Raw genomic sequence first — 22,407 nt, forward strand, 5'->3', positions numbered from 1 at the left:
CACTTCTGCACGAGACCGCTATCGTGAATAAACTGCCTTCTCCCCCCATCTCCGGCGCCTGGTTCTGGGTTGGCAAGCTGACTCCGCCGTTGACCTTGCTGACGTCGCTGCCCCGACCGTCGCTGCTGGAGTCCTTTCAACAGCGGCTCAAAGGTCCGTTGGTATTGATGGTGGCGCCCGCCGGTTTTGGGAAGACCACACTGATGATGCAGTGGCGGCAAACCCTGCTCTCTCAGACAACCCCAACCATTGCTGCCTGGCTTTCACTGGATGGAGCCGACAGCGACCCCAACCGTTTCCTGTCTTATTTGATCCTTACCCTGGACCACGCGGGGCTGCATCTGGGGCATTTGCCGCGCCTGGCGCAAACCCAGGCGCTGGACGCCCAACCGCAACGCACCCTCACTGCGTTGCTGCATGCACTTGCCCGGGAGAACCGTCGTGTCACGTTGTTTATTGACGACTACCACTGTGCGGCCAACCCGCAACTGGACACGCTTGTACAGGCGTTGCTGGAGCAGGCCGCGCCCTGGCTAGAATGGGTGGTGTCGACCCGTATCCGTCCGAGTTGGCCGCTGGCGCAGTGGAAAGCCAATGGGTGGGTGCACGAAATGGCTGCACACGCGCTCAAACTCACAGCGGCGCAAACCGCTGCCATCCTTGGTCCTGACCTTTTGCCTGGCGAACTCGAACACCTGTATCGAACCACAGAAGGCTGGGCAGTAGCCGTGCAGCTGGCACGTTTATGGCGGGCCAGCGGCGACGCTTCGTTGTATGGGCTCACCGCGTTTTCTGGGCGGGTCGCCGATATTGCCGATTACCTGACCGGGCAAGTCGTCCAGCGCTTGCCTGCTGAATGCCAGACGTTCCTGCGTGATATGGCGCTGCTGGAGCGCTTCAACGCCGAATTGGCCGATGCGGTGCGCGGACGCAACGACAGTGCGCAATTACTGGTGCAATTGGCCCATCAGGACGCCCTGCTGGTGCCGTTGGATGCCGGGCGCCATTGGTTCCGCCATCACCGGCTGCTGCAAGACTTTCTCAACCAGGGTATCGATGCCAGTGCAGCGCGGAATATCCACTACGCCGCAGCGCTGTGGCTGGCCGAACAGAACGACTGGGCACAAGCCATTGCCTATGCACTGCGCGCCCGTGACACACGTCTGGCAGTAACGTTGGTAGTGCGCGCCGGCAGTTGGGAGGTGGTGCTCTACAACGGCATCCGTTATGCGCAAAGCCTGTTGCAACAGTTCGACGAGAAGACCCTCAGTGCAGAACCCGACTTGCTGCTGCTCCAGGCCTATTTGCACGCCAAGCTTGGCGAACATGCCCTTGCCAGCCAACTGCTCGACCTGGCCTGGGGCCGGGTTCAAGCTGATTCACGCCTGACACGGGATTTCCAGGTCATCCAGACGTTGGCCCGCGCTTATGTGGATAGCTTCGACACCACCCCCACAGTCGCTGCCACAGACTGCGACCTGCTCGCCGCTGCCACACTCGAATGCGTTCACGCCCTCCAGGCATTGACCCTGGGCGAACTACCGGTGGCGTTGCAAGCCGTGCGTTCGGCGCACATCAAGATGCGCCTGGTTGCCAGCCCACGCGGTGAAACCTATTGCCGGGTCCATGAAGCGCAAGTCCTGGCATTGACCGGTGATCTTACGGCCTCCTCGCAGTTGGTCGAGGACGCGCTGGCCGTTGCCGATCGCCAGTTTGGCAGTGAAAGCTCGGTAAGGGCGCTGGTGGGATGCCTCAAGGCACAGCATCTGTATTGGCAAGGCGACTGGGCCGAGGCGACCCCTTGGTTCCGGGATGGCTGGGCCTCGCTCAAGCACACCGATGGCTGGCTGGATATCGCCGCCGTCGCCGCCGAGGTGGCGTGGCGAACCTCCCTGCGCACCCTGGGCCTGCAACCGGCGCTGCTTGAGCTTGAGCATGTAAGGCAATTGGCCGATGCGCGCAACTGGCAGCGCCTGGCACGCTTGGCCAGCGCTTGGCGCGTCGACCTCCTGGTACAAGCCGGCTCGTTGAACCAAGCCCGTCAATCTGCGCTCATCGCGAACCTGGAGAGCGCCGCCGACAACCCTGAAGACTGGCGCAACCAGGAAGCCGCGACGTTGGCGCTGGCCAGGTTGCAGTTTGCCACGGGCGCCTCGGGTGCTGCGCTCAACCGCTTGCTGCTGGGCATCCGATCATTGCAACAACGCGGTTTGCATCTCCCTGCGGCGCGCCTGCAGGTCCTCACGTTGACGGCCTTCGGCAAAGGCTTTCCCATGACGCCAAACGACACGCTGGCAACGATCCCACCGCCGGCCCTGCCCGGTTTGCTACTGGAAGCCGGGCCCGGTGTACTGCCGGCACTGGAGGCATGCACCAGCACCCATACCGCCTTGCACTCGATTGTCACGCGCTTGCGCGGCTGGCGCGCTCACCCCGTTCGCCCGCGCCTGCCCTTCAGCCCCAAAGAGATGCAAATCCTTACGCTGTTGGCCGAAGGTCAGTCGAACAAGGCCATTGCCCAAGGCATGGATATTTCGGAAAACACCGTGAAATTTCATCTGAAACACATCTTCACCAAGCTGTGCGTGGATAACCGCACCGCTGCCATGGCGGCCGCCGTGCGCCTGGGCCTGGTGAGCCCCATGCGCTGACCCACCAACCCACCCGTATGGGTAGTCGACCACCCGCTAACCGCCACACCTACCCGCCCTGTCGATGGCGGCTGCCGCACAACGCCCCCTAGCATTGCCCACGTCAGCAAGAGGCGCTGCGACGGCGTCGACAACCCTGAAACAGGAGATGCCCTGTGGGAATGTACGGTAAGAAAACAGTACGCGTAGCCACCGACGTCGGAGGCACTTTCACCGACCTTGTGTACTTCGAGAACGATTCGGCCACTGGCGAACAAACAATTCGCACAGCCAAAGTCGACACCACCCCGCCCAACTTTGCCCAGGGTGTGCTCAACGTCATCCGCAAGGCCGACGTGAGCCTGGAAAACGTGGACTTCCTGGCTCACGGCACCACGGTGGTGATCAATGCCCTGACCGAACGCCGAGGCGTCAAAACCGGGCTGATCACCACCCAAGGCTTTCGCGATGTACTGGAAATCGCCCGCGCCAACCGTCCCGACTACTTCAACCTCAAATGGGTAAAGCCCGCCCCATTCGTACCGCGTTACTTGCGCCGGGAAGTGGCTGGCCGCCTGCACACCAATGGCCAGGAGCGCCAGCCGCTGGAGCTTGCGCAGATCGCCGAGATCATCGAGGCCTTCCGTGCCGACAACGTGCAAGCCATCGCTATCTGCCTGTTGCATGCCTACGCCAACCCTGCCCATGAGCAAGCGGTGCTGGCTGAAGTACACCGGCTCTGGCCGCAGGTGTCGGTGGTGGCGTCCCACCAGATCACCCGCGAATGGCGTGAGTACGAACGTTCCAGCACCACCGTGCTGTCGGCCTACGTGCAACCCATCGCCGCCCGCTACCTCGACGACCTGGCCTGCGGCCTGCGTGACAATGGTTACAAAGCCCCGTTGTACATCATGCAGTCCAACTGTGGTGTGGACAGTGTGGAGCATGCGCGGGAAACCCCGATCACCATGGTCGAATCCGGGCCCGCCAGTGGTTTCTGGGCGGCGGCTGAACTGGGCCGCCTGATTGATGAGCCAAACCTCTTGGGCCTGGACATAGGCGGCACCACTGCCAAGTGCGCATTGATCCGCAATGGCCAGGTGTCGATCAAGACCGACTACTGGATTGAGCGTAACCGGATCAACGCGGGCTACCCGATCATGGTGCCGGTGGTTGACCTGGTAGAAATCGGCAACGGGGGTGGCTCCATCGCTTGGGTCGATGACTTCGACAAACTGCATGTTGGCCCTCAATCGGCGGGCGCTGTGCCGGGGCCCGTTGCCTATGGCAACGGCGGAACGCAGATCACCACCACCGACGCCAACTTGATACTTGGGCGTATCAACCCGGACTATTTTTGCGGCGGTGACGTGGTCGCCGATCTGCCTGCCGTTTCACGGGGCCTGGATGCCCTCGGCCAACGCCTGCAACTGCCCGTGGATGAGATCGCGCGGGGCATCGTGCGCCTGGCAAATGACAATATGGTCAATGCATTGAAATTGGTGTCATTGAGTCGTGGCCATGACCCACGGGAACTGACCTTGATGGCGTTTGGCGGCGGCGGCGCGATGCATGCCGTGGCCCTGGCCCAGGAGTTGGGCGTAAAAAAGGTCATCGTGCCCCGCAGCGCTTCGGTGTTTTCTGCCTGGGGCATGACCCTCTCGGACCTGCGCCGCGACCTGTTTATCAACCGCTTCGTCGAGACAACGCAATTGCACAATCTGGAGCAGGCCCAACTGTTCCTGGCAGGACTGACGTGCTCCGCCCGCGAGCAATTCGTAGACGAGGCCGTGGCGCCAACGCAAGTCGAGCTTCTCGTGCACTGCAAGTTGCGCTACCAGAACCAGGAGCATTCGGTGGAGGTGACGCTCAACCCTGACGAGCGCCTGGACGCGGACTGGCCTGCGATAGAGCAACGCTTCCACAGCCTCTACGAACAGCACTACACCTACTGCCTGCAGGCACCTGTGGAAATCATCGGTTTTCACTTGGTAGCCGTGGCCCAGATCGGCAAGTTGGCGCCCCAGGCACTGCCGGTCAGTGGCCGCATGGTCAGCGAGGCATGCAAGGGCACCCGGCGCGTTGACTATGCCCAGGACGGCATCCATCAAGCGAGTCTGTATGACTACGACCTGCTCGAACCGCTGATGACATTCTTTGGTCCAGCCATCGTCGAGGACGCAGGCACCACGGTGGTGGTGCACCCCGGTAATCGCGTGGATGTGGACCGCCTGGGCAACCTGCACATCTTGATCAACGGCTGAAGGAGCACTGCCATGCGTACACTCGATATCTTTACCCGCGACATCATACAAAACTCGCTCCAGGCAATTGCTGACGAGATGTTCAGCGCCATGCGCAACGCCGCCATGAGCCCAGTGATTTATGAAGTGCTGGACATGGGAACCGGCATCACCGACGCCCAGGGCGAGATCGCCAGCTCAGGGGCAGGTATTCCAGCCTTTGTCGGCGTACTGGACAAAGCCGTGAAGAAAATCCTGCTGCATCACCCATCGCCCCACGACATTGAAGACGGCGACATTTTCATCAGCAACGACCCCCATGACGGCGCCGTAACCCACCTTAACGATGTGGTGCTGGCCATGCCGGTGTTCGCCCAAGGCACGTTGGTGGCCTGGACCGCCAATATCGCGCACTGGAACGATGTGGGCGGTTGCGTTCCAGGCTCATTGTCGACGGAGGCTACGGATATCTTCCAGGAAGGGTTGCGCCTGGCGTCAGTCAAGCTGATCAGCAAAGGGCAACCCATCCGTTCGGTGTTGCAGATTCTGCGCACCAATACGCGCATGCCAGACTTCATGGAAGGTGACTTGTGGGCCGGGGTGGCGGCAGTACGGGGTGGCGCGACACGCTTGCGCGAACTGACCGAAAAATACGGCACTCACGTGTTTGTGCAAGCCATGAGCGATTTCATGGACCTGGGCGAAAAAGTCTCGCTCAAGGCCCTCGCCGAGTTACCCGCCGGGCAGTTTCACCTGGAGGAACAGCAAGACGACGGTAGTCTGTTCAAGGTGCGGATCGATATTCGCGACACCGAGTTGGTCGTGGACCTGCGGGACAATCCCGACCAATGCCATGGGCCGACCAATCTCAGCCGCGACGGTGCAGTGGTGGCGGCGCAGATGGCGTTCAAGGCGCTGACGGCGCCACAAGGCATCACCAACGGCGGCACGTTTCGCCCACTGCGGGTACTGACCCGGCCGGGCTCGTTGTTCGACGCCCAACTGCCGGCAGCCGAAGGCTTCTACTTCGAGAACCTGATTCGGGTGCAGGACCTGATCCTGTGCTGCCTTGCCCAGCAATTTCCACAGCGCTTGCCCGCCGGCAATTTCGCCTCGGTGTGCGCGACCATCATTGGCGGCGTTCACCCAGACACCGGTCGCCTGTTCACCCTGGTGGAGCCCGAAATTGGTGGCTGGGGTGCCGAGCCCGGTCGCGACGGCAATAACGCTGTGTACTCCGGTCTGCATGGAGAAACCTACAACTGCCCCGTTGAGGTGTGTGAAGCCCGCTACGGGCTGTATGTGGAACAGCTCGCACTCAATGACGAACCTGGTGGCCATGGCCAGTACCGGGGCGGTCGGGGCGTGTGTATCGACTATCGGATTCGCGCCGACGCCAGCTTCATGACGTGTGGCTACACCCGCTCGGTCATTCCACCCTGGGGGTTGGAGCAAGGCGCTGAAGGCACGCCCAACTATGTAGAAGTCATCCGCAGTAATGGCGAACGCCAACGCTACTGCATGGCCAGCGGCGTTTCCCTGAATGCCGGCGACGTGGTCCGTGTGCGCACGGGTGCGGGCGGTGGTTACGGGCCGGCGAGCCAACGCGATCCCGATGCGGTGCGCGATGACGTGAAGAACGGTTACGTGGACGCAACCACCGCGCGAACGGTGTACGGCTTGACGCTCTGACCTACGCACCACGCCTTACAGAACAACAATAAAAAGAGAACACCACCATGAAACTGCAGCACTCATCTCGTTTATGGGCAGGGCCCCTGCTTGCCTTGAGTTTGGGAGTAACCTCCCCGGCGAAAGGCGATCAATTCATCGGCTTTGCCCAGCCGGGGGAACCCGGCAAGTGGGCTCTGGAATCCTTCCCTGTGTTCAACCGCACCGATGATGGCGACGTGCGAGCCGGCAGTAATACGGTGCTGGCGTACTTCTCGGAAACCGGGTTTACCGGCACACAGCGCGACCAGTTGCAGTTCTGGGTCGGTGCCGACGCCGGCTATACCGCCAGCAATGGCTCGCGTAATAACGGCGCCTGGGGCATGGCCTCGCCCAACCTGGGCCTGGCTTATTACTACAACGTAGTCGAACCCACCAGCGCCTACGGTGCCGACGATTTCACTACGTTCTGGGTCAATCCCACCCTGTCCCTGGAGTTCCCCAGCGGAAATGATGAAGGCACCGGTTATGGCGCCTTTGCCAACCGGTATGGCGCCAGTTTCAGCGTGGCTAACTACGTACGGGTAGGCCGGTTTGCCGCCACCTTTACACCGGCCGGTATTCATTACGCATCGCGCAATCGCCATGCAACCGACCTGGGTACGGGCGACCCGGCGAGGCTGCGGGGCGGCATCAGCTTCTGGCTGGCCGATATCGCTGCGGGCTACCTGGTCACCGATGACTTGTGGCTGGGCGTGCACCACTCCTACCACATCAACAATCGCTCGGCCTCGGACTTCAAGGCCTCCCGCCAAGGCAAAGTCGGACCGGCAATGACCTACACCGGTTTCGCCAGCCAGGGGTTCTACGTGTCGGCCAATCTCAACTTCGATTACTACCACAGCGACAACCTGCCTTATTCCAATAGCTTGACCATGGCCCTGGTGAAGTTTTTCTAGGGCCCCTCATTTCTTCTATCGAGGAAGACCGTATGACCCCTTCGCCTTTCAACATCGCACCGCAAGACATTCCCGTCACCGTTCGCTGGCTCAACCCCATTGGCTGCCCAACGTTCGACGAACCGATTGCCCATCTGCTGCACAGCATCAAGCAACCTTGTACCCGAGTTGAAGTAGTGTCCTTTGATATGCCCCATAGCCCTTCGCACCTTGAATACCGGACCTACGAGGCGCTCACCTATGAACGCACCGTACACGTCGCTCGCGACAGTGCCCGTGAAGGCGTGGACGCCTTGGTGATTGGTTGTTTTTACGACCCCACCCTGGAGGACGCGCGGGAAATCTCTGGCGAGACCCTGGTCGTGGCACCCTGCCAGGCAAGCCTGCAAGTGGTGGAGCAGTTAGCCAATCGCTTTTCGATCATCGTCGGGCGTGCCAAGTGGATTGAACAGATGCGCGCACGGGTCCAAGGCTACGGCGCCGCCGACCGATTGGCATCGCTAAGGCCCCTGGGCATGGGCGTGGACGAGTTTCAGGTGGACCATGCCGTTACCCGCCGCCGAATCATCGAACAAGCCCACCGCGCCGTGGAGGATGACGGCGCCGAAGCCATCATCCTCGGCTGCACCATCGAATTCGGCTTTTTCGAAGAGGTGCAGCGCGAAGTCGGCGTGCCGGTGATTGACCCGGTGGTGGCTGCCTTTAAAGTCGCCGAGTCCATGGCCGGCATGAAGCGCAGGTTTGGCTGGCGCCCTAGCCGGGTCGGCAGCTGTGAACCACCGCCAGAGGCGGAAATCGAGCGATTCGGTTTATTCCAGGGGCCCGCGCCCATCGGTAATCGCATCATCGCCTGACGTCGAAAAGGATCGTGATCATGAGTGATATACCCTCGATGCTGCACCCTACCCCTTCAAGGCTTGAAGCGACTATCCACACCTGCAAGGTGGGCGATGTGTTCAAGGATGTCCCGCTGACCCGTACCCACTTACAGTGCTGCCTGGTGTTGTTCTTTGTCTTTGCGATTGAAGCCTGGGAAATGATGATCATCGTCTACACGGCCCCCTTGATTGCCGCAGAGTTTTCACTGGATGCACTGGCCGTGGGGCACCTGATCAGTGCGATGTTCATCGGTATGCTGGTGGGCGCGTTGGGCTGGGGCAAGCTGGCCGAACGCTTTGGCCGCAAGCGCGCAATTATCTGGAGCCTTGGTGCGTACGGACTGATCTCCATGGCCAGCGCATTCGCGGCTGACTACTCGACCTTATATGCCTTGCGACTGCTGTCGGGGATCGCCGCAGTGGGCATGATGGTGGTGACGTTCGCGCACTTTCAGGAGTTGTTGCCGGTCAGCCATCGAGGGTCATTGACGGTGTATCTCGCGGCGGGATGGCCCATTGGCATGCTCCTGGCCCTGGGCGCCACAGTGTGGTTGCTGCCCTACGGATGGCGCGCGATTATCGTGCTCAGTTCCCTTGGCGGGTTATGGGCGATCGCGGTAGCCCGTTGGGTGCCGGAGTCGCCCTATTGGTTGGCCTCGGTCAATCGGCAAGCGCAGGCCAGGGCGGCCATTGATGTGTTGAGCCAAGGCGCGGTTCGGGTACCCAACGACCTTGCGTTGCAGGTTGATCACAGTGTTTCAGGTGCACAACGCGAGCTGTTCGGCCGTGCCTTGCTAAAAGTCAGCTTGCTGCAAATCACTGTAAACTTTACGTTCTCCTGGGGGTACTGGGGTTTGCAGACCTGGCTGCCCACGTTGTTGCAACAACGTGGTTTGAACCTGCCGCAGAGCTACGGTTTTATAGCGCTGTCGGCACTGTGCATGATCCCGGGTTATATGGTGGCGTCATACCTGACCGGGCGCCTTGGGCGTAAAAAAGTCATCGTCGGGTTTATCAGTGCATCGGTATTGGCCGGTTATGGATTCGCCAATGCACACACCCTGGAGATGCTTTACCTGAGCAACTTCGCCCTGGCGTTTTTCAGCCTTGGGGCGTGGGGCGTATGGGGCGCCTGGATTGGCGAGCTGTACCCGACACCCTTGCGCACTGTCGGCTATGGCTGGGCAATCTTTGCCCAACGTGTGGCAAACATACTGGCGCCGTCGCTGATCGGGGCACTGATCGCGTATGGCTCCTCGTTCAACCTGACCACCACCATCATCAATGGCTTTTTGTTGGTGACGGTGGTGCTGGCGGTGTTTATTCCAGAAACGGAGGGCGAGGCGTTGCGTTAAGGCTGGCAGATTTGATTGCCAAGTCCGACCACTACCTGCGTGTGCTACTGGCAGTCAACGCCAGGTAAAACCGGCTGAATGGGGCTGGGCGCATTCCCTTGTGCTTGGCAGGGCTCACGACTTGTCGCGAGCCCTGCCCCCCTACGAAAATGGAGTTTTCATGGACAGTAAACCTGTACCGGTTACGTTGACGTTCACCATGCAGCGCGGCCCATTCCAGAACAATGGTGCGTCGCCCTGGTATTGCATAATACCGCTTGGAACCCCTGCCCAACCGCTGAAGTTCTCACTCGATTCAGGTACGAACATCAGTTGGGTAACCTCGACACTTTGCCCCGCAGACCAGTGCACGCACTACGCTGCCGGGCGGTTTGATGTCCAGGCCTCCAGCAGCTTTGCCTTCACTGACTGCCTGCGACGACCCTACAGCTTCGGGCCATGGGGTACCCTGCAGGTGGAGTCCGCCTCCGACGTCCTCACAATACCCTCGGGTGCTCGCCTCGATACCCGGCTTTTCCTGGCGGCAGCGTATACCGGCGAGCAATTCAAGCAGTTGGACTGGGACGGTGGATTGGGCCTGCCCTGCAGCAGTGCCTATGTGGAGGGGCGCAGTTCCTTCGTGCTCCAGACGTTAATGTGTGAAGGCCAACTCGACCCGACCTATCCGTTTGTAGCGTTTGATTGGGATGCCCAACAATGCAGCGGCACCTGCCAGATGGGGATCGTCGATCCATCAAAGACCCAGGCGCCTGGCTTGTTCTTGCCGTGGAACGTCTACAACGCTTTGCCCGGTGTGGAGTACATCTGGTCGACTGAGTTGAAGTCCTTTTCCGTCGGCGGCGAAACGCTGGCAACCCAGATCAAATTCGCCGTCGATTCGGGCTCATCTCGCTTCAAGGGTGACGATGAGCTGATGCGTCAAACTCTGGCCCGTATTGGCCGGGGCGGCCGACCCGAAATTGTGCTGCAGTTTGCGGAGGGTGAAATCACTCTGGGAGCAGACCACTACAGCGCCCTGATTGAGGAAGGCCCGCAAAAAGGCCAGGTGCTGCCTCAATTCGAACCGCTGGGCTTAAAGGACTTGATACTGGTGGGATCCGTAATCATGGAGCACTGCTACACGGTGTATGAATACCAAGTGGTTCGGTGCAGTCACGAGGTTTACTCGTTGGCGCCCGTGGGCATCTGGCTATTCAATCGCCCTGAAGGACCGCAGATCATTACTCGATCGTCGTCAAGGCCCTTCGTACCTGGAGCAAGAGCGCTACTGGATGGAAAAACCAGCCTGCCAGCCCCGCAGGCTGAAAACGCCTGCATTGCAGGAACATGGACGAATGACTACGGCTCAATCATGACGCTGGAGGTTTGCGGACAGCACATCAGCGGTCGCTATCAATCCTCAACCGGGTCAACCGGCCACTACTCAGTCACAGGATGCCTGAGTGGCGCAGCGGCTTCCCGCGCCAGGAATCAGCCGCTGGCGTTGGCCATCCAATGGCACGACCTTGGCGACAGTGCCCCAGACCCCAGTTGGAACTGGGTCTCCGGCATGAGCGGACAACTGCGCGTGACGGACCAGGGGGATGTGCTGACGCTGTCCCATCTGCTGGTTGCCTCCAGTGATTTCCCACAACTTGCACAGCGCGGTACCTATATCGACAAGTTGGTGTATCGACGGGTTGAAAAACAATCGCTGCTGGCGTCCGGTGCCGATAGTCGCCCTGTGCCGATCGAAAACACACTGACAGGCAAGTGGATCGCCAGTGATGGGTGCTCATTGGTGTTGGCTGTATGGAGCGATAGCGCTCGGCGAGTCGGTGCTGTTCGAGGTACGTTCACCTGCGCGGGTACGAGTTGCGAGTTAACGGGGTTCACAGATATCAACACGGTCGGTAGCAGACTGAAGCTGCAGTCGGTGAGCCTCACCTTTTCCACTACTGAACCTGCGAGTGCTAGTGCAGTGTGTGGCGTATTGGATCTCACGGATGACAACCTGAACCTGATGGTATTGGCAAGCGCTGCCGTTGCTCCCGCAAATGGCTACTTGGCGACGCAGATCTCATCCATGCGATTCAGCCGGGCTGATTGAGCGTTAGTGGGCTACAGGGGGATGATACAGGTGATACAGAGGGTGCCTGGGCCAACGCTATAGGGGGCAAGCCCCCTCCCACAGATTGATCTTCGACGGTGCGACAAACACTGTGCCTACTTGACCAACCGCTTCTCCTTGGAGGGACGATAACCAAAATAGGCGCTGTAGCACTTGCTGAAATGACTTGGCGATACAAACCCGCACGCCACCAGCACTTCCACTTGTGACAGTTCGGTGTGCTGCAACAAGCGCCGCGCCTCGGTAACGCGCAACTCCATGTAGTAGCGCTGTGGCGTGGTGCCCAGTTGTTCCTTGAACAGGCGTTCCAACTGACGACGGGAACGACCGGCGTAGACGGCGAGTTGGTCCAGTTCCAGGGGCTCTTCGAGGTTGGCGTCCATCAGCTTGACCACTTCGCGCAGGGGCGCGCTGACGCTGACGTTTTCAGTCGGTTTGATGCGCCGGTAGCGCGACTCTTCAAAGGCCAGGATGTCCTCGATGCCTTCGACCAGGGCTTTGCCATGCAGGCCCTTGATCCAGTCCAGGGCCATGTGGAAGGCACCGGAGGGGCTGGAGGCGGTCAGGCGGTCGCGGTCGATTACGTAGGGTTCGCTGGTGACCTGGGCGCCCTTGGACACTTCTGCCAGCGCCGGGCGATGTTCGGGGTGGATGGCGCAGCGGTAATCCTGCAATAGCCCGGCGCGGCCCAGGAACCACGAACCATTCCATAGCCCGGCCAGACTGATGCCCTGCTCGGCAGCGCTACGCAGCAGTTGGATAAAATCTTCACCCGCCTTGAGCTCGGTACGAAAGCCACCACAGATCACCAAGAGGTCCAGGTCGTGCAGCGCAGCCGCGTCGAGGCGCGCGTCGGGACGGATGACCAGGCCGAGGTCGCTGATGACTTCATCTGCGCCGCAGCCAAAGGTGCGCGAGGCAAACAGGTCGGGTCGCAGTAGATTGGCGGTGACCAGGGTGTCGAGGGTCTGGGTGAATGCGGGCAGCGAGAAGTGTTCCAGCAGCAGGAAGCCGACGCGGGTGACCGACGCCGGTTGCTGGGTTTCGTTGAGGTAGCGCAGGTTCTTGCCCTTCATGCCACCGCTGAATTGACGTCTTTCCATCGAGGGTCAGCCCACTTTTATTGTTGATGCAGTGGGCGCCATCTTAGAGGATCGGCGCCCCAAAACGGCGAAATCGTGGCATCCAGTGATCCAGGATCTGCGCCGACGCGAGAATATGGTGCGCGTGCCCGATCAGCAACTGGCGCGGCACAAAGCCGATGTAGCGCGAGTCGGCACTGTTGTCGCGGTTGTCCCCCAGCATGAAGTAGTGGTCGGCGGGCACCACCAGTGGGCCGAAGTCTCGGCGCGCACGCACCTTGGGCATGAACTGCACTGTGCGCTGGCTCGCGGCCGTTTGCTCGGTGAGCTTGATGCCCTGGATGAATTGGCCCGGAGCGACACGCTCGCTGATGGCCTGTGCATCTAGGTAAGTGGCGGGCACGCCGTTGACCCACAGCACTTCGTCTTTCATTTGCAGCGTATCGCCAGGGATGCCGACGATGCGCTTGATCAAGCGCACGCCGTCTTTGGGCGAGGTGAACGTCACCACGTCGCCACGTTGCGGGTCGTCCAGCTTGACCACTGAGATGTCGGTGAGGGGCAGCTTGAGGTCGTAGGCCACACGGTTGACCAGCACCACATCGCCTTCGAGCAGGGTCGGGCGCATGGAGCCGGACGGGATCGGGTTCCAGTCCGCCAGGGAGGTACGGAACATGCCGAAGCACAGCCAGAAAAGGATGGCGTAACGGTATTTGCTCAACCAACGTTGCATATGTCCTCGCACTACGGAAGCGGCCCGGTAGGCAGATTACAGGTTGTTGGGCCTTACACAACGACTTAAACACCTGAAAACTTGGCTGATCTTTAGAAACCCGCCTCCTTGTACACCCCCAGCCCTGACAGTTGCGGGTACATCTGATACGGTTTTTTGATTGCTATCTGCGTCTGTATTGAATTGTGCCTTGGACGGACAATAGGGCCATTCGCGACGCTCTTGTCGCCCTTCCCTTCGGAGGCCTTATGACCAAGATGGCACTTTTCCTGTTCGGTTTTTTGGTATTGACCATCGGCATCGGTTTGCTGGCGACCATTTCGCCGGTCTGATACTCAACCGGCAAATTTGTGGCGTTAGGGTTTCTGCGTTTTTTTCACAAACCTTTCACAGACGATGGCCTAGGGTAGACCCAGCTCCTAATGAACATCCTTTTAGCCCGCACGCCCCATGCGGGCTTTTCTTTGCCCGCGATTTATCCCAGGCAAAAAAAAGGCAAGCCACTTGCCGTGGCTTGCCTGCCTTGCCTATCAGTAGCGCGGGCCGCCACCACCACCGCCGCCACCACCTTGGCCGTGACCGCCACCACCGTGGCCACCACCTCCACCACCACCGGGTGGCATGAACATCCAGCAGCCCGACAAGGTCGACAACAGCGCGACAACAACGGCCGCCTTGGTTAGGTAATTCAACTTCATGACAACGCTCTCTACTTGACGAGATTAACTTCTCGCTAGGTATGACAGCGCAAACACGGGGGCGTCACGGCTTTCGTGTAACGCGTTGGTAGGGTTTGTATGAATAGCGTTACAACGGAGTCAATCCTTCAGCCAAGGATGATCCTCCTCAAGTTGTTTAAACAACGGTCCCTGGGTTTTGCGTAGCTCGCGATAAAAGTCCAAACAACGCGAAGGTTGCTTATGCGCCAAGCTCGATGCGATGCCGTCCAACGTTGTTAAACCCGGGCCGAAATGAATTGCCTTCTGAGACTCAGTACCAAACGCCCGATAATCGATGCCCGGCTGTGCAGTACATGCCACACGCGCATCTTCAATCAATTTTTTCTCAACCTCAGTGTACGCAGTAAGGTCCACGCGGCTGATCATCAGCACATTAAAATCAGCCTGAGCGTTCGCCTCATCCTGATTGAAAGCGTGACTGGAGGTCAGAACGTCAAATAGAGAGGCGACCGTAAGAACCGACGAAAATAGCGTCGCCCACGCGCTTGGGTTAGACCCTATCCCTTCCCACGTTAAAACTGCGTAAGAAATTGAAAGGCCGGCGGCTATAAAAGCAAGCGCGCTCCAATATCGCTCAGCGAAAGCGGCAGCTATTGCAAGGGCCACCGCTATAACAAACATCACAATGGCAACTACAACTCGGAGAGTCCACATACATATTCTCTGGATAAATTATTATCACTGAACCGTAAAAGTCTGCACGAACGATTGCGCAAACCTGTCTTTTCAACAGGCAATAAAAAACCCCGTAGACGTTAATCTACGGGGTTTTCAAGAGTGGAGGCCGAGGTCGGAATCGAACCGGCGTAGGCGGATTTGCAATCCGCTGCATAACCATTTTGCTACTCGGCCTCAAACGATCAATGTCCAAACTGCTGACACTTACCGCATAAAAACTTGAGTGGGCTATAAACCCTGCCTCTACTCTAACTCATTGAATACATTGAAGTTTTTAATGCTTCGTTGCGTTCGATGGGCGCCATTATGTACGTATTTGCCAATGCGTGCAACCCCTTGATTTCAAAAATATTTCGTATTGGCATCAAGGGGTTGCGTGGTTGCCCTACTCCTTGATCCGCTGCTCGTTGTAGTGCGGATCGGCCTTGATCTGGGCTTCGGTAAAGGGCAGCGGGCTGAGTTTTTTCTGGGAGAAGGCCTGGGTCTGGTCCTTGGCGTGTTCCGATGCGGGGTTGCTGGACAGGGAGAACGCCAATACACCTTGGGCATGGGGGCCGTCGTTGTCGAAGGTGACGATTTGCAAGTAGCTGCTGCCACTGACGACTTCACGCTTGCCATCGGCACGGGGCACGGTTTGCATGGCGTTGTAGATGCCAAGCGCCTGCGGCCCGCCGTGGATGGGCGTTTGGCCGCTGACCTGTATCTCGCCCCAGGTGCTCTTGGCAGTAAGGCCAAGCTTGGCGACATCGGCGGTGGACGCCAGCATGGCGTCACGCAGGGCCTTGGCTACCGGCTCCCGGTCAATGGCCACGCCGCGCGGGGTGGTAAGTGGGTTGGCGGGGTCGAAGGCCACGCGCCAGGCATCGGGGGTTTCCTGCAGGTGATCCATGAGGTTGATGAAGTGCACCAGGCCCAGGCCGCTGTCGAGGTTGGCGTGCCGGTCCCAGTTCTTCAGGCTGGTGCACAGCGGCTGCAAGGCGGTGGTGTCGGTGCCCAGTTGCTGGGCGCAGAAGTCCAGCAGGTCGGGCATCACTTGGCCGGCCAGGTACACCTCGTTGTCCATCACCATGTGCTGCAGGTCAGCGACGCTGATGGGGTGCTTGTCCAGGGATTGCAACCGTTGCAGGGCGAACCGCGCACGGGCGCCAAGGCCGATATGGTCCTGGCTGATCACCGGGGAGAACCCGGTCAGCGGCGCCTTGGGGTTGGCCAGCCAGGCGGAGTCGTTGGAGTGCTGCACGTAGTCTGTGCGCTCCAGTTGCGGCAATTGCTCGGCCGGGAAGATGCCCGCCTGGGCCGCACGCGGGTCGACGTCCCAGGCGCAGGCGCTGTGGGCGCCGTCCAGCAGGATCATTTGCAGGCCGGCACGCGGGTCGCTGCATTGCGCCAATTTTGCCGCGCTGACGTTAGGCACCACCGACAGGTTCATATACAGGCTCTGCCCCTGGTCATCGGCCGCCAGGGTGTTGACCCACGGGATGCCTTGCAGGGTGTGCACCGAGGTTTGCAGCTCCTTCAGGCTGGCGGCGCGGTTCATGGCGTACCATTGTTGCAGCACACGGTCGTTGCCCAGGTTGGCGTCACGCAGACTGAATGCGTAGTGACTGTCCCAGTCCAGCTTGCCGGGCCATTGCACCACCGGGCCGAATTGCGAACTGTAGACCGTGTGGGCTTGGGCCTTGAGGCTGCCGTCGGCTTGCTTGACCTGCACGCTCACCGAGGTTTTTTCCAGGGGGATGGACTTGCCATCGAGCAGGTAACGCGTGCTGTCCTTGGGGTCGAGCGTGAGGCGGTACACCGTGAAGTGCTTGGACGTGTCCACTGTATGGGTCCACGCCACGTGCTGGTTAAAGCCGATATTGATCACCGGCAATCCCGGCAGCGCGGCGCCCATCACGTCCAGTTGGCCGGGGATGGTCAGGTGCATCTGATAGAACCGCATACCGCCCACCCACGGAAAGTGCGGGTTGGCCAACAACATCCCGCGCCCATTGAAGGAGCGATCACGGCCCACCGCCACGGCGTTACTGCCACGGTCGAAACTGAAGCGCTGTTGATTGGCAGCAGCCAACGCGAAGGACTTGGCATCAGGCTGTACGCTGGCAGTCGCCTGCGGGGGTTTGGCCCCCACCAGGGCTTCGGCGAATTGCCCGACACCGCCCTCCACCAAAAGCCTGCGGGTCAACTTCACCAAATCCTCAGCCACCAACGGCCTTACCCAGGCCGCCTGGCATTGCGCCGGCGCGCCCTGCTCTGTCAGATAACGGTTGTAGCCGGCCACGTAGCCTTCGATGCGCTGGCGGATCTGTGGGGGCTGGGCCTTCCAGAACGCTGCAACGGCGTCTGGGGTGTTGAGCCAGGTGAAGAACAGGTCGCTGGCCAGATTATTGCGCTCTTCCAGGGTTGCCTGTTCCGGGCCGAAGTAGCGTGCGCGCTCGCCATTCACCGTGACCACTTCATTGGCCAACAGGCATAAGTTGTCCTGGGCATAGGCGTAACCGATGCCAAAGCCAAGGCCACGCTCATCGCTGGCACGGATATGGGGCACGCCAAAACTGGTACGACGGATATCCGCCGAAGCCTGCGCCACCTGCTCCCGCGCCGAGGCGCCCAGGCTCAGCCCCAGCAACACCCCTGCCACACATACCCTGGACAACCCTTTGGAAATAATCACGCCCACTCCACAGTCAAATTGAACATCCTCACCAGGGGCAACTACCCCACCGTAAGGACGCAAAAAACCGGGAACAATTTAGCGACGACGCAGGTTTATTTGAGGCGATCAATGTGTGACAAAACCGATACCGACAAAATTTCTACATCCATCACTTCATGATTTTGCTCGCTCGTTCGTCTTATTACTCAAGAGCGCTCATTTTTTTCCTGATCAGGCTCTGATAAGGAGTTTTTTGCATGTACAACCCGCAAGTGCCCACGGATGGACATTCCCCGGCCGTCGATGCCAGTTTCGGCAGCGACGCACAAGCGTTCGGCAAAGCCCCCGAACAAGGCAACCAGCGTATTCGGCATTTGCTCAAATGCTTTGGCTTGCGCACCAGCCTGATTCGGCTGAAGGTCATCGACGCCCTGCTCACCGCTGCCGACAATCAGCGCACCCTGGGAGTTCGGGGTGTGCACAGCCATTTGCTGGACCTGGGCATTCCGTTGTCGTTTCTCAGCGTGCGCGAAGTGCTCAAGCGCCTGTGCAGCGAGGGCGTGATCACCCTCAACGCGGATAAAAGCTACAGCCTCCATGAAGAGGCTGCCAAGGTACTCGAAGGTCGCGACTGACGTCGACGTCAGAGCTTGACCTTGCGACGCATGATGCCGTTGATCACCACAACCACCACGGCGACCGCAATGGCGATGGTCTGGAATGTTTTCTCACTGATCACTCCGGTGTTCTGCAAATAGGACAGGCCAAACATCGTCGCCAGTACTGCCAGGGCGATCAGAATCGAATATTTCAAACGTTGCTTTTGTGTCATGACGGGTTCCTGAACCTGATAAATATATTCACTGTGTATCAAAGAGCCTGTCCAGCACTGACTCAGTGAGGGCAATGGAGAGGCGTCGGCAACGCCCTATGTTACAGGCGATTAAATGCTTTGGCTTGTCCCCCGCCTGAACGCTGCCGTCGCCAGCCGGAAAAACACACGGCGTTTGCAACCTTGACGAAATGACCTACCAGCACTGAATTTTTTGCTCATGCTTGGCGGGCTGCTCTGCGGGAACGGCTGTCGCAGATCTGCACACCCATTAGTGCGCTTAACCGGTGCTCAAACGTGCATTTCAGACAGGTAACCACAAGTGATTGCATTGAATAACTTGCCCTCTCTCGTTCATTCGCCCAGCCATTCCGACCCAACCACCCCTTCACGCGCCCTTCAACTTCAGCCCGTTTCCATTACCCCCCTTGCGCCTGAAATACCGCTTGCGGACGGACGCCTGGCGCTGAGAGTCTCCCTGGCTGACCGCCGTGACTTGCAAAAACTTGCCCAGGCACTTCACGCCGCCGCTGAAAAACTTCCAGAGGATTCGGGACCGGCACAGGTAAGCGTCGCCCTGAAAGAAAATCGCGTCGGAATCGATCCCCAGTCATCGTTCCATAGCACTCAAAAACTGAGGCAATCGAGCGTCAGTCTCGAAGTATTCATACAGACCAAGGGCTCTTACATGCCCACGTCAAAGGAAGATCTTCGGGATCTGGCTGACGCATTGATCGCTCATTCGAAGGCCCACCCCTTGGGCAATTTCGCAGGTGCCTTGTCATGGCCATTGCCCCTCAGCGAACAAAGTCAACGCACAGTGCTTAACGAAGTTGCCTGCAATGAAAGCCGCCTAGAAGGCTTGCCCCTGAGCAACCCTCGCGCAGGCGCATTGGACTATCTCAGCGGCGCAGTGTCACTTTCGCCGGACGAATTGCACGATCCCGCAAAGGCCATGGAGAAACTGCTCGACACACCCAGGGCTCAAGTGTTGGGCGAGGCAATCCAACGCAACCTCGACAGTATTCCCACGGACCGTAGCGTCAACGATTATGTATTGGCCGCCATCCACCTGGGCCTTGATCCCGAATCCATCAACCACCCGGTGCGCAACCATGTCGCCGGTTTCAACCTTGCTGCCGACACTTTCTGGAGCAAGCCGCCCGCCGACGTTGTAACGGCCCTTGCAGAGCACCTGAAAACACGCACCTCGACGCCAGAACTGGGGGCCCGTCTGCTGCTGGGGCGCATCGCGCCGCAGTTTCTGGTCAAGGACATCCCCGCCAGTATCAATATTGGTAGCTTGGCGTGGGCAAACCTGTGCCTGGCGGTAGCGAGGATCGAAGCCGACAGCCCTGGGAAAGCTGCCCTGATGAGTTTCAATGACGTCATGAGCACGGCGCAGGGCAAGCCACAAGCCAGTGACTCGGTACAAAAAGCGGTGCTGATCGACTGGGCAATTGCCAATCAGGTGCTGGCTAAAGACACCGACGAGAGCTACAGCCCTCAGAACATCGAATACGCACGCACCGCGTTCAATCAGCAGCAAAATGACTTGATATCAGCGTCTGAACTGCTCGACGTCCCCATGCCCGATCGCAAAAAGATGGCCTTGGACCTGCTAAAAAAAACGTTCGGTGATGGCATCGACTTTGAACAAAAAATACTGCGCATCAACTATGGGCCAGAGTCTATCGGTGCACGGTTCAGCGATCCCTATTCGATTCTGGATATCACGATGCAAGGCCTGAAACTCAATGAAGATTGGACAATGTTTGGTGCAAGCCCATTGACTATCAACGCGCTCATCAGGTTTTCCAACAGTGCCGCATTCAATATCCCCGCGACGTTCGATAACGCCTTTGAAACTGTCACTAAACAGTACAAAGACATCAAGCAAAACCTGATGATGAATGCCATTACCCAATTGCCTTTGGAAGATCGAGACAGGCTCAATTTTGGCGAGCTCAGGTTTTTCAAGGAAAACAGCTACAGGCGCGCCTGGTTTCCATTAGTGGGTGACCGTTTGTTCCATTCCAGTACAACGATAAGAGTGCAAACCCAGCACAACGGAAAAACCCAGTCCTATGCATTCGACACCGCCAACGGCAGCATTCAAAAAGTCCCGGCGCATCTGGAAGACCGGAAAAATGAATATGTCTCTAACGAAGTGACCAGGTTCGAAGAGTTTTCCCCCGATGCCAACTGTAGATTCGTCGAGAGGGAAAGTTGGGATAAATACGGCCCCAACCACTTTCGCAACCCAAGGATTCGGGATGTCGCCGCAACGGTCGTCAAAGGGTTGGAGATTGACAGCGACGCCGTCAAACGCCAAGCAGCAGGCAGGACAGCGGCTGAACACCGTGTTGAGGCCCTCGACACAGTTGGCAATTTTCTACTGGACCTCATCCCGCTCAAATCGGCGATCACCCACCTGCAAAACGGCAACTATAAGGACGCCGCTGTCGATTTGGCATTTGATGTATTCGGACTGCTTAGCGCAGGCGTGGGCACGGCAACAAAACTGACGAACAAGGCTGGCTCTGCCCTGAGCAAATTGCTACGCGCTACGCGGGTAATCGGGGCGGACACGTTGAGCGCGCTTAATCCTTTGGCCGGCGTAGGCGATCTGGCCACGGGAGCAGGCAAGCTTGCCTTGACGGGGGCGCAGGCGACCAAAGACGGTGTCCAGCGGGTGCGAGGTGTGTTCAGGCAAAGCGACCTGGCCAGCGCCAGCAGCGGCTTTGATAACGCGAGCATTGGTGTATTCGAACAGAGAGGCAAAAAACTTGAAGTCGGCGCCATACAGCACAACGGCAAGTGGTACGCCGTCGATGAGGCCACGCTACTACCTTATGGACCACCGCTGGAAAAATTTTCCCCCAACGACACCCTGATGCCTAAAAGCCTCGTTCGTGAGCATCCCCGAGCCGTACCCTATCGTCGTCCCGGCAGCGATACTTCTTCGACAATGGAACCATTGCCTCAAGGCGATTATGTCGAAAGCACCAAGGGGAAACTGAAATGGTCGCACTTCGCTTTTGAAGATAAAAAACAACAAACGGTCCAAAAGTTCCAGAGCGAAATGAATGCCCACTATACGGGCATCGATAACAAGACCAAGAAACTGCCAGAACGGCCCGGCATTCCTGAGTACCCCAGTACCATAAACACCGACAAGTTGATCAAGGATGCCCTGGCCAAAGCCCCTGGCATCGTGTTCGGCGAGTCTCACTCCGAGATGGCCAGTTTCAGGTTGCTCTTAGAAAAGGCGCCCCTGTTGCAGGAGCAGGGGGTAAAAAAGGTGTACCTCGAAGGTGTGATTGACTTTCCCGGCGTTGGCGCCGTGGATGATGGGCTCGGACTTCTCGGCACTACGCAGCAACTGCGAACTGGCCCCACCTACAGTGAGTTGGTGGCCAAGTTCAAAGCGCACGGTATCGAAGTCGTCCCTCTGGATCACTATTACCTGACGCGGCACAAGGATCAAAAACTACCACCCGCCCGGACTGGACACGGCTCTGTACGAAGACTCAGGGAATTCAACTACTACGCATCCAAAGTCATTCAGTCGGATTCAGGCAACGACAAATGGATTGCACTGGTGGGTCGAAGCCACATGAATACTTCTGAAGGCGTTGCAGGGCTGGCGGAGCAGACAGGGGCGATCGGAGTGGGGGTCTTCAGTTTTAAAACGCCTGGCGGTAAGTCTTTTGGAGCGAGGTTCAAGACCAAGGTGCCGGACCCGAACAAGCCAATACAGCCAGGCGAACACCCTGGTGACCTGCATATTCTCGCCTAGCGCTGCAAGCCAATCCACGGATACCCGCTCCCGCTGAG

The 22,407-nt window shown here is 58.8% G+C and carries 15 protein-coding genes and 1 tRNA gene; 9 read left to right on the top strand and 7 right to left on the bottom strand.

Translation table 11 applies throughout. The features are described 5' to 3' along the window. Positions 1 to 23 precede the first annotated feature (23 nt). From DYL59_RS12875 to DYL59_RS12905, 7 genes are all read left to right on the top strand, one after another. Complete coding sequence (locus DYL59_RS12875) at positions 24 to 2,651, top strand: winged helix-turn-helix domain-containing protein (RefSeq protein WP_238340676.1); 2,628 nt, start codon at positions 24 to 26, stop codon at positions 2,649 to 2,651. Between the two features lie 161 nt (positions 2,652 to 2,812). After that, complete coding sequence (locus DYL59_RS12880) at positions 2,813 to 4,894, top strand: hydantoinase/oxoprolinase family protein (protein WP_135289522.1); 2,082 nt, start codon at positions 2,813 to 2,815, stop codon at positions 4,892 to 4,894. A 12-nt stretch (positions 4,895 to 4,906) separates the two neighbouring features. Then, positions 4,907 to 6,565: a hydantoinase B/oxoprolinase family protein gene (locus tag DYL59_RS12885; protein ID WP_135289523.1), complete on the top strand. Its 1,659-nt coding sequence runs from the start codon at positions 4,907 to 4,909 to the stop codon at positions 6,563 to 6,565. 47 nt (positions 6,566 to 6,612) lie between these two features. Continuing rightward, positions 6,613 to 7,503: a hypothetical protein gene (locus DYL59_RS12890; RefSeq protein ID WP_135289524.1), complete on the top strand. Its 891-nt coding sequence runs from the start codon at positions 6,613 to 6,615 to the stop codon at positions 7,501 to 7,503. 32 nt (positions 7,504 to 7,535) lie between these two features. Beyond that, complete coding sequence (locus DYL59_RS12895) at positions 7,536 to 8,357, top strand: aspartate/glutamate racemase family protein (protein ID WP_135289525.1); 822 nt, start codon at positions 7,536 to 7,538, stop codon at positions 8,355 to 8,357. 20 nt (positions 8,358 to 8,377) lie between these two features. Beyond that, positions 8,378 to 9,736, top strand: coding sequence for an MFS transporter (locus tag DYL59_RS12900; protein WP_135289526.1), 1,359 nt, complete (start codon positions 8,378 to 8,380; stop codon positions 9,734 to 9,736). A gap of 160 nt (positions 9,737 to 9,896) precedes the next feature. Beyond that, the gene (locus DYL59_RS12905) at positions 9,897 to 11,825 is read left to right on the top strand and encodes an avidin/streptavidin family protein (RefSeq protein WP_135289527.1); all 1,929 of its coding nucleotides are present in this window, start codon (positions 9,897 to 9,899) and stop codon (positions 11,823 to 11,825) included. Between the two features lie 116 nt (positions 11,826 to 11,941). On the opposite strand, the gene DYL59_RS12910 is transcribed toward DYL59_RS12905, so the two are convergent. The 6 genes from DYL59_RS12910 to pvdQ form a co-directional block, all read right to left on the bottom strand. After that, positions 11,942 to 12,922 carry a GlxA family transcriptional regulator gene (locus tag DYL59_RS12910; protein WP_135289609.1) on the bottom strand — a complete coding sequence of 327 codons (981 nt, stop codon included), beginning with the start codon at positions 12,920 to 12,922 and terminating at the stop codon, positions 11,942 to 11,944. A 70-nt stretch (positions 12,923 to 12,992) separates the two neighbouring features. Continuing rightward, positions 12,993 to 13,661, bottom strand: a complete 669-nt coding sequence (lepB, locus tag DYL59_RS12915; protein WP_135289528.1) for a signal peptidase I — start codon at positions 13,659 to 13,661, stop codon at positions 12,993 to 12,995. A 530-nt stretch (positions 13,662 to 14,191) separates the two neighbouring features. Continuing rightward, entirely contained in the window at positions 14,192 to 14,359 is a 168-nt protein-coding gene (locus DYL59_RS31380) for a hypothetical protein (protein WP_167496681.1), read from the bottom strand. 120 nt (positions 14,360 to 14,479) lie between these two features. Next, on the bottom strand, positions 14,480 to 15,055 hold the full coding sequence (locus DYL59_RS12920; protein WP_135289529.1) for a hypothetical protein: 576 nt from the start codon (positions 15,053 to 15,055) through the stop codon (positions 14,480 to 14,482). A gap of 124 nt (positions 15,056 to 15,179) precedes the next feature. Next, a tRNA-Cys gene (locus DYL59_RS12925) sits at positions 15,180 to 15,253 on the bottom strand. 211 nt (positions 15,254 to 15,464) lie between these two features. Next, positions 15,465 to 17,753, bottom strand: coding sequence for a bifunctional acylase PvdQ (gene pvdQ, locus DYL59_RS12930; RefSeq protein ID WP_135289530.1), 2,289 nt, complete (start codon positions 17,751 to 17,753; stop codon positions 15,465 to 15,467). A gap of 239 nt (positions 17,754 to 17,992) precedes the next feature. On the opposite strand from pvdQ, the gene DYL59_RS12935 reads away from it, so the two are divergent. Next, a complete protein-coding gene (locus DYL59_RS12935; RefSeq protein ID WP_135289531.1) occupies positions 17,993 to 18,370 on the top strand; it encodes a fe2+ zn2+ uptake regulation protein in 378 nt (125 codons plus the stop codon). A gap of 8 nt (positions 18,371 to 18,378) precedes the next feature. Here DYL59_RS12935 and DYL59_RS12940 read toward each other — a convergent pair whose 3' ends face one another. Beyond that, on the bottom strand, positions 18,379 to 18,567 hold the full coding sequence (locus DYL59_RS12940) for a hypothetical protein (protein ID WP_010210250.1): 189 nt from the start codon (positions 18,565 to 18,567) through the stop codon (positions 18,379 to 18,381). A gap of 322 nt (positions 18,568 to 18,889) precedes the next feature. On the opposite strand from DYL59_RS12940, the gene DYL59_RS12945 reads away from it, so the two are divergent. Next, positions 18,890 to 22,369, top strand: a complete 3,480-nt coding sequence (locus DYL59_RS12945) for a membrane-targeted effector domain-containing toxin (RefSeq protein ID WP_135289532.1) — start codon at positions 18,890 to 18,892, stop codon at positions 22,367 to 22,369. The last annotated feature ends 38 nt before the right edge of the window (positions 22,370 to 22,407 follow it).

This window comes from Pseudomonas kairouanensis (assembly GCF_004682055.1).
Lineage (GTDB): Bacteria > Pseudomonadota > Gammaproteobacteria > Pseudomonadales > Pseudomonadaceae > Aquipseudomonas > Aquipseudomonas kairouanensis.

Bases quoted from the DNA above. Each gene is read 5' to 3' on its own strand.
- DYL59_RS12880 (WP_135289522.1), top strand. From the start codon at position 2,813: ATGTACGGTAAGAAAACAGTACGCGTAGCCACCGACGTCGGAGGCACT.
- DYL59_RS12885 (WP_135289523.1), top strand. From the start codon at position 4,907: ATGCGTACACTCGATATCTTTACCCGCGACATCATACAAAACTCGCTC.
- DYL59_RS12890 (WP_135289524.1), top strand. From the start codon at position 6,613: ATGAAACTGCAGCACTCATCTCGTTTATGGGCAGGGCCCCTGCTTGCC.
- DYL59_RS12895 (WP_135289525.1), top strand. From the start codon at position 7,536: ATGACCCCTTCGCCTTTCAACATCGCACCGCAAGACATTCCCGTCACC.
- DYL59_RS12900 (WP_135289526.1), top strand. From the start codon at position 8,378: ATGAGTGATATACCCTCGATGCTGCACCCTACCCCTTCAAGGCTTGAA.
- DYL59_RS12905 (WP_135289527.1), top strand. From the start codon at position 9,897: ATGGACAGTAAACCTGTACCGGTTACGTTGACGTTCACCATGCAGCGC.
- DYL59_RS12910 (WP_135289609.1), bottom strand. From the start codon at position 12,922: ATGAAGGGCAAGAACCTGCGCTACCTCAACGAAACCCAGCAACCGGCG.
- lepB (WP_135289528.1), bottom strand. From the start codon at position 13,661: ATGCAACGTTGGTTGAGCAAATACCGTTACGCCATCCTTTTCTGGCTG.
- DYL59_RS31380 (WP_167496681.1), bottom strand. From the start codon at position 14,359: ATGAAGTTGAATTACCTAACCAAGGCGGCCGTTGTTGTCGCGCTGTTG.
- DYL59_RS12920 (WP_135289529.1), bottom strand. From the start codon at position 15,055: ATGTGGACTCTCCGAGTTGTAGTTGCCATTGTGATGTTTGTTATAGCG.
- DYL59_RS12935 (WP_135289531.1), top strand. From the start codon at position 17,993: ATGTACAACCCGCAAGTGCCCACGGATGGACATTCCCCGGCCGTCGAT.
- DYL59_RS12940 (WP_010210250.1), bottom strand. From the start codon at position 18,567: ATGACACAAAAGCAACGTTTGAAATATTCGATTCTGATCGCCCTGGCA.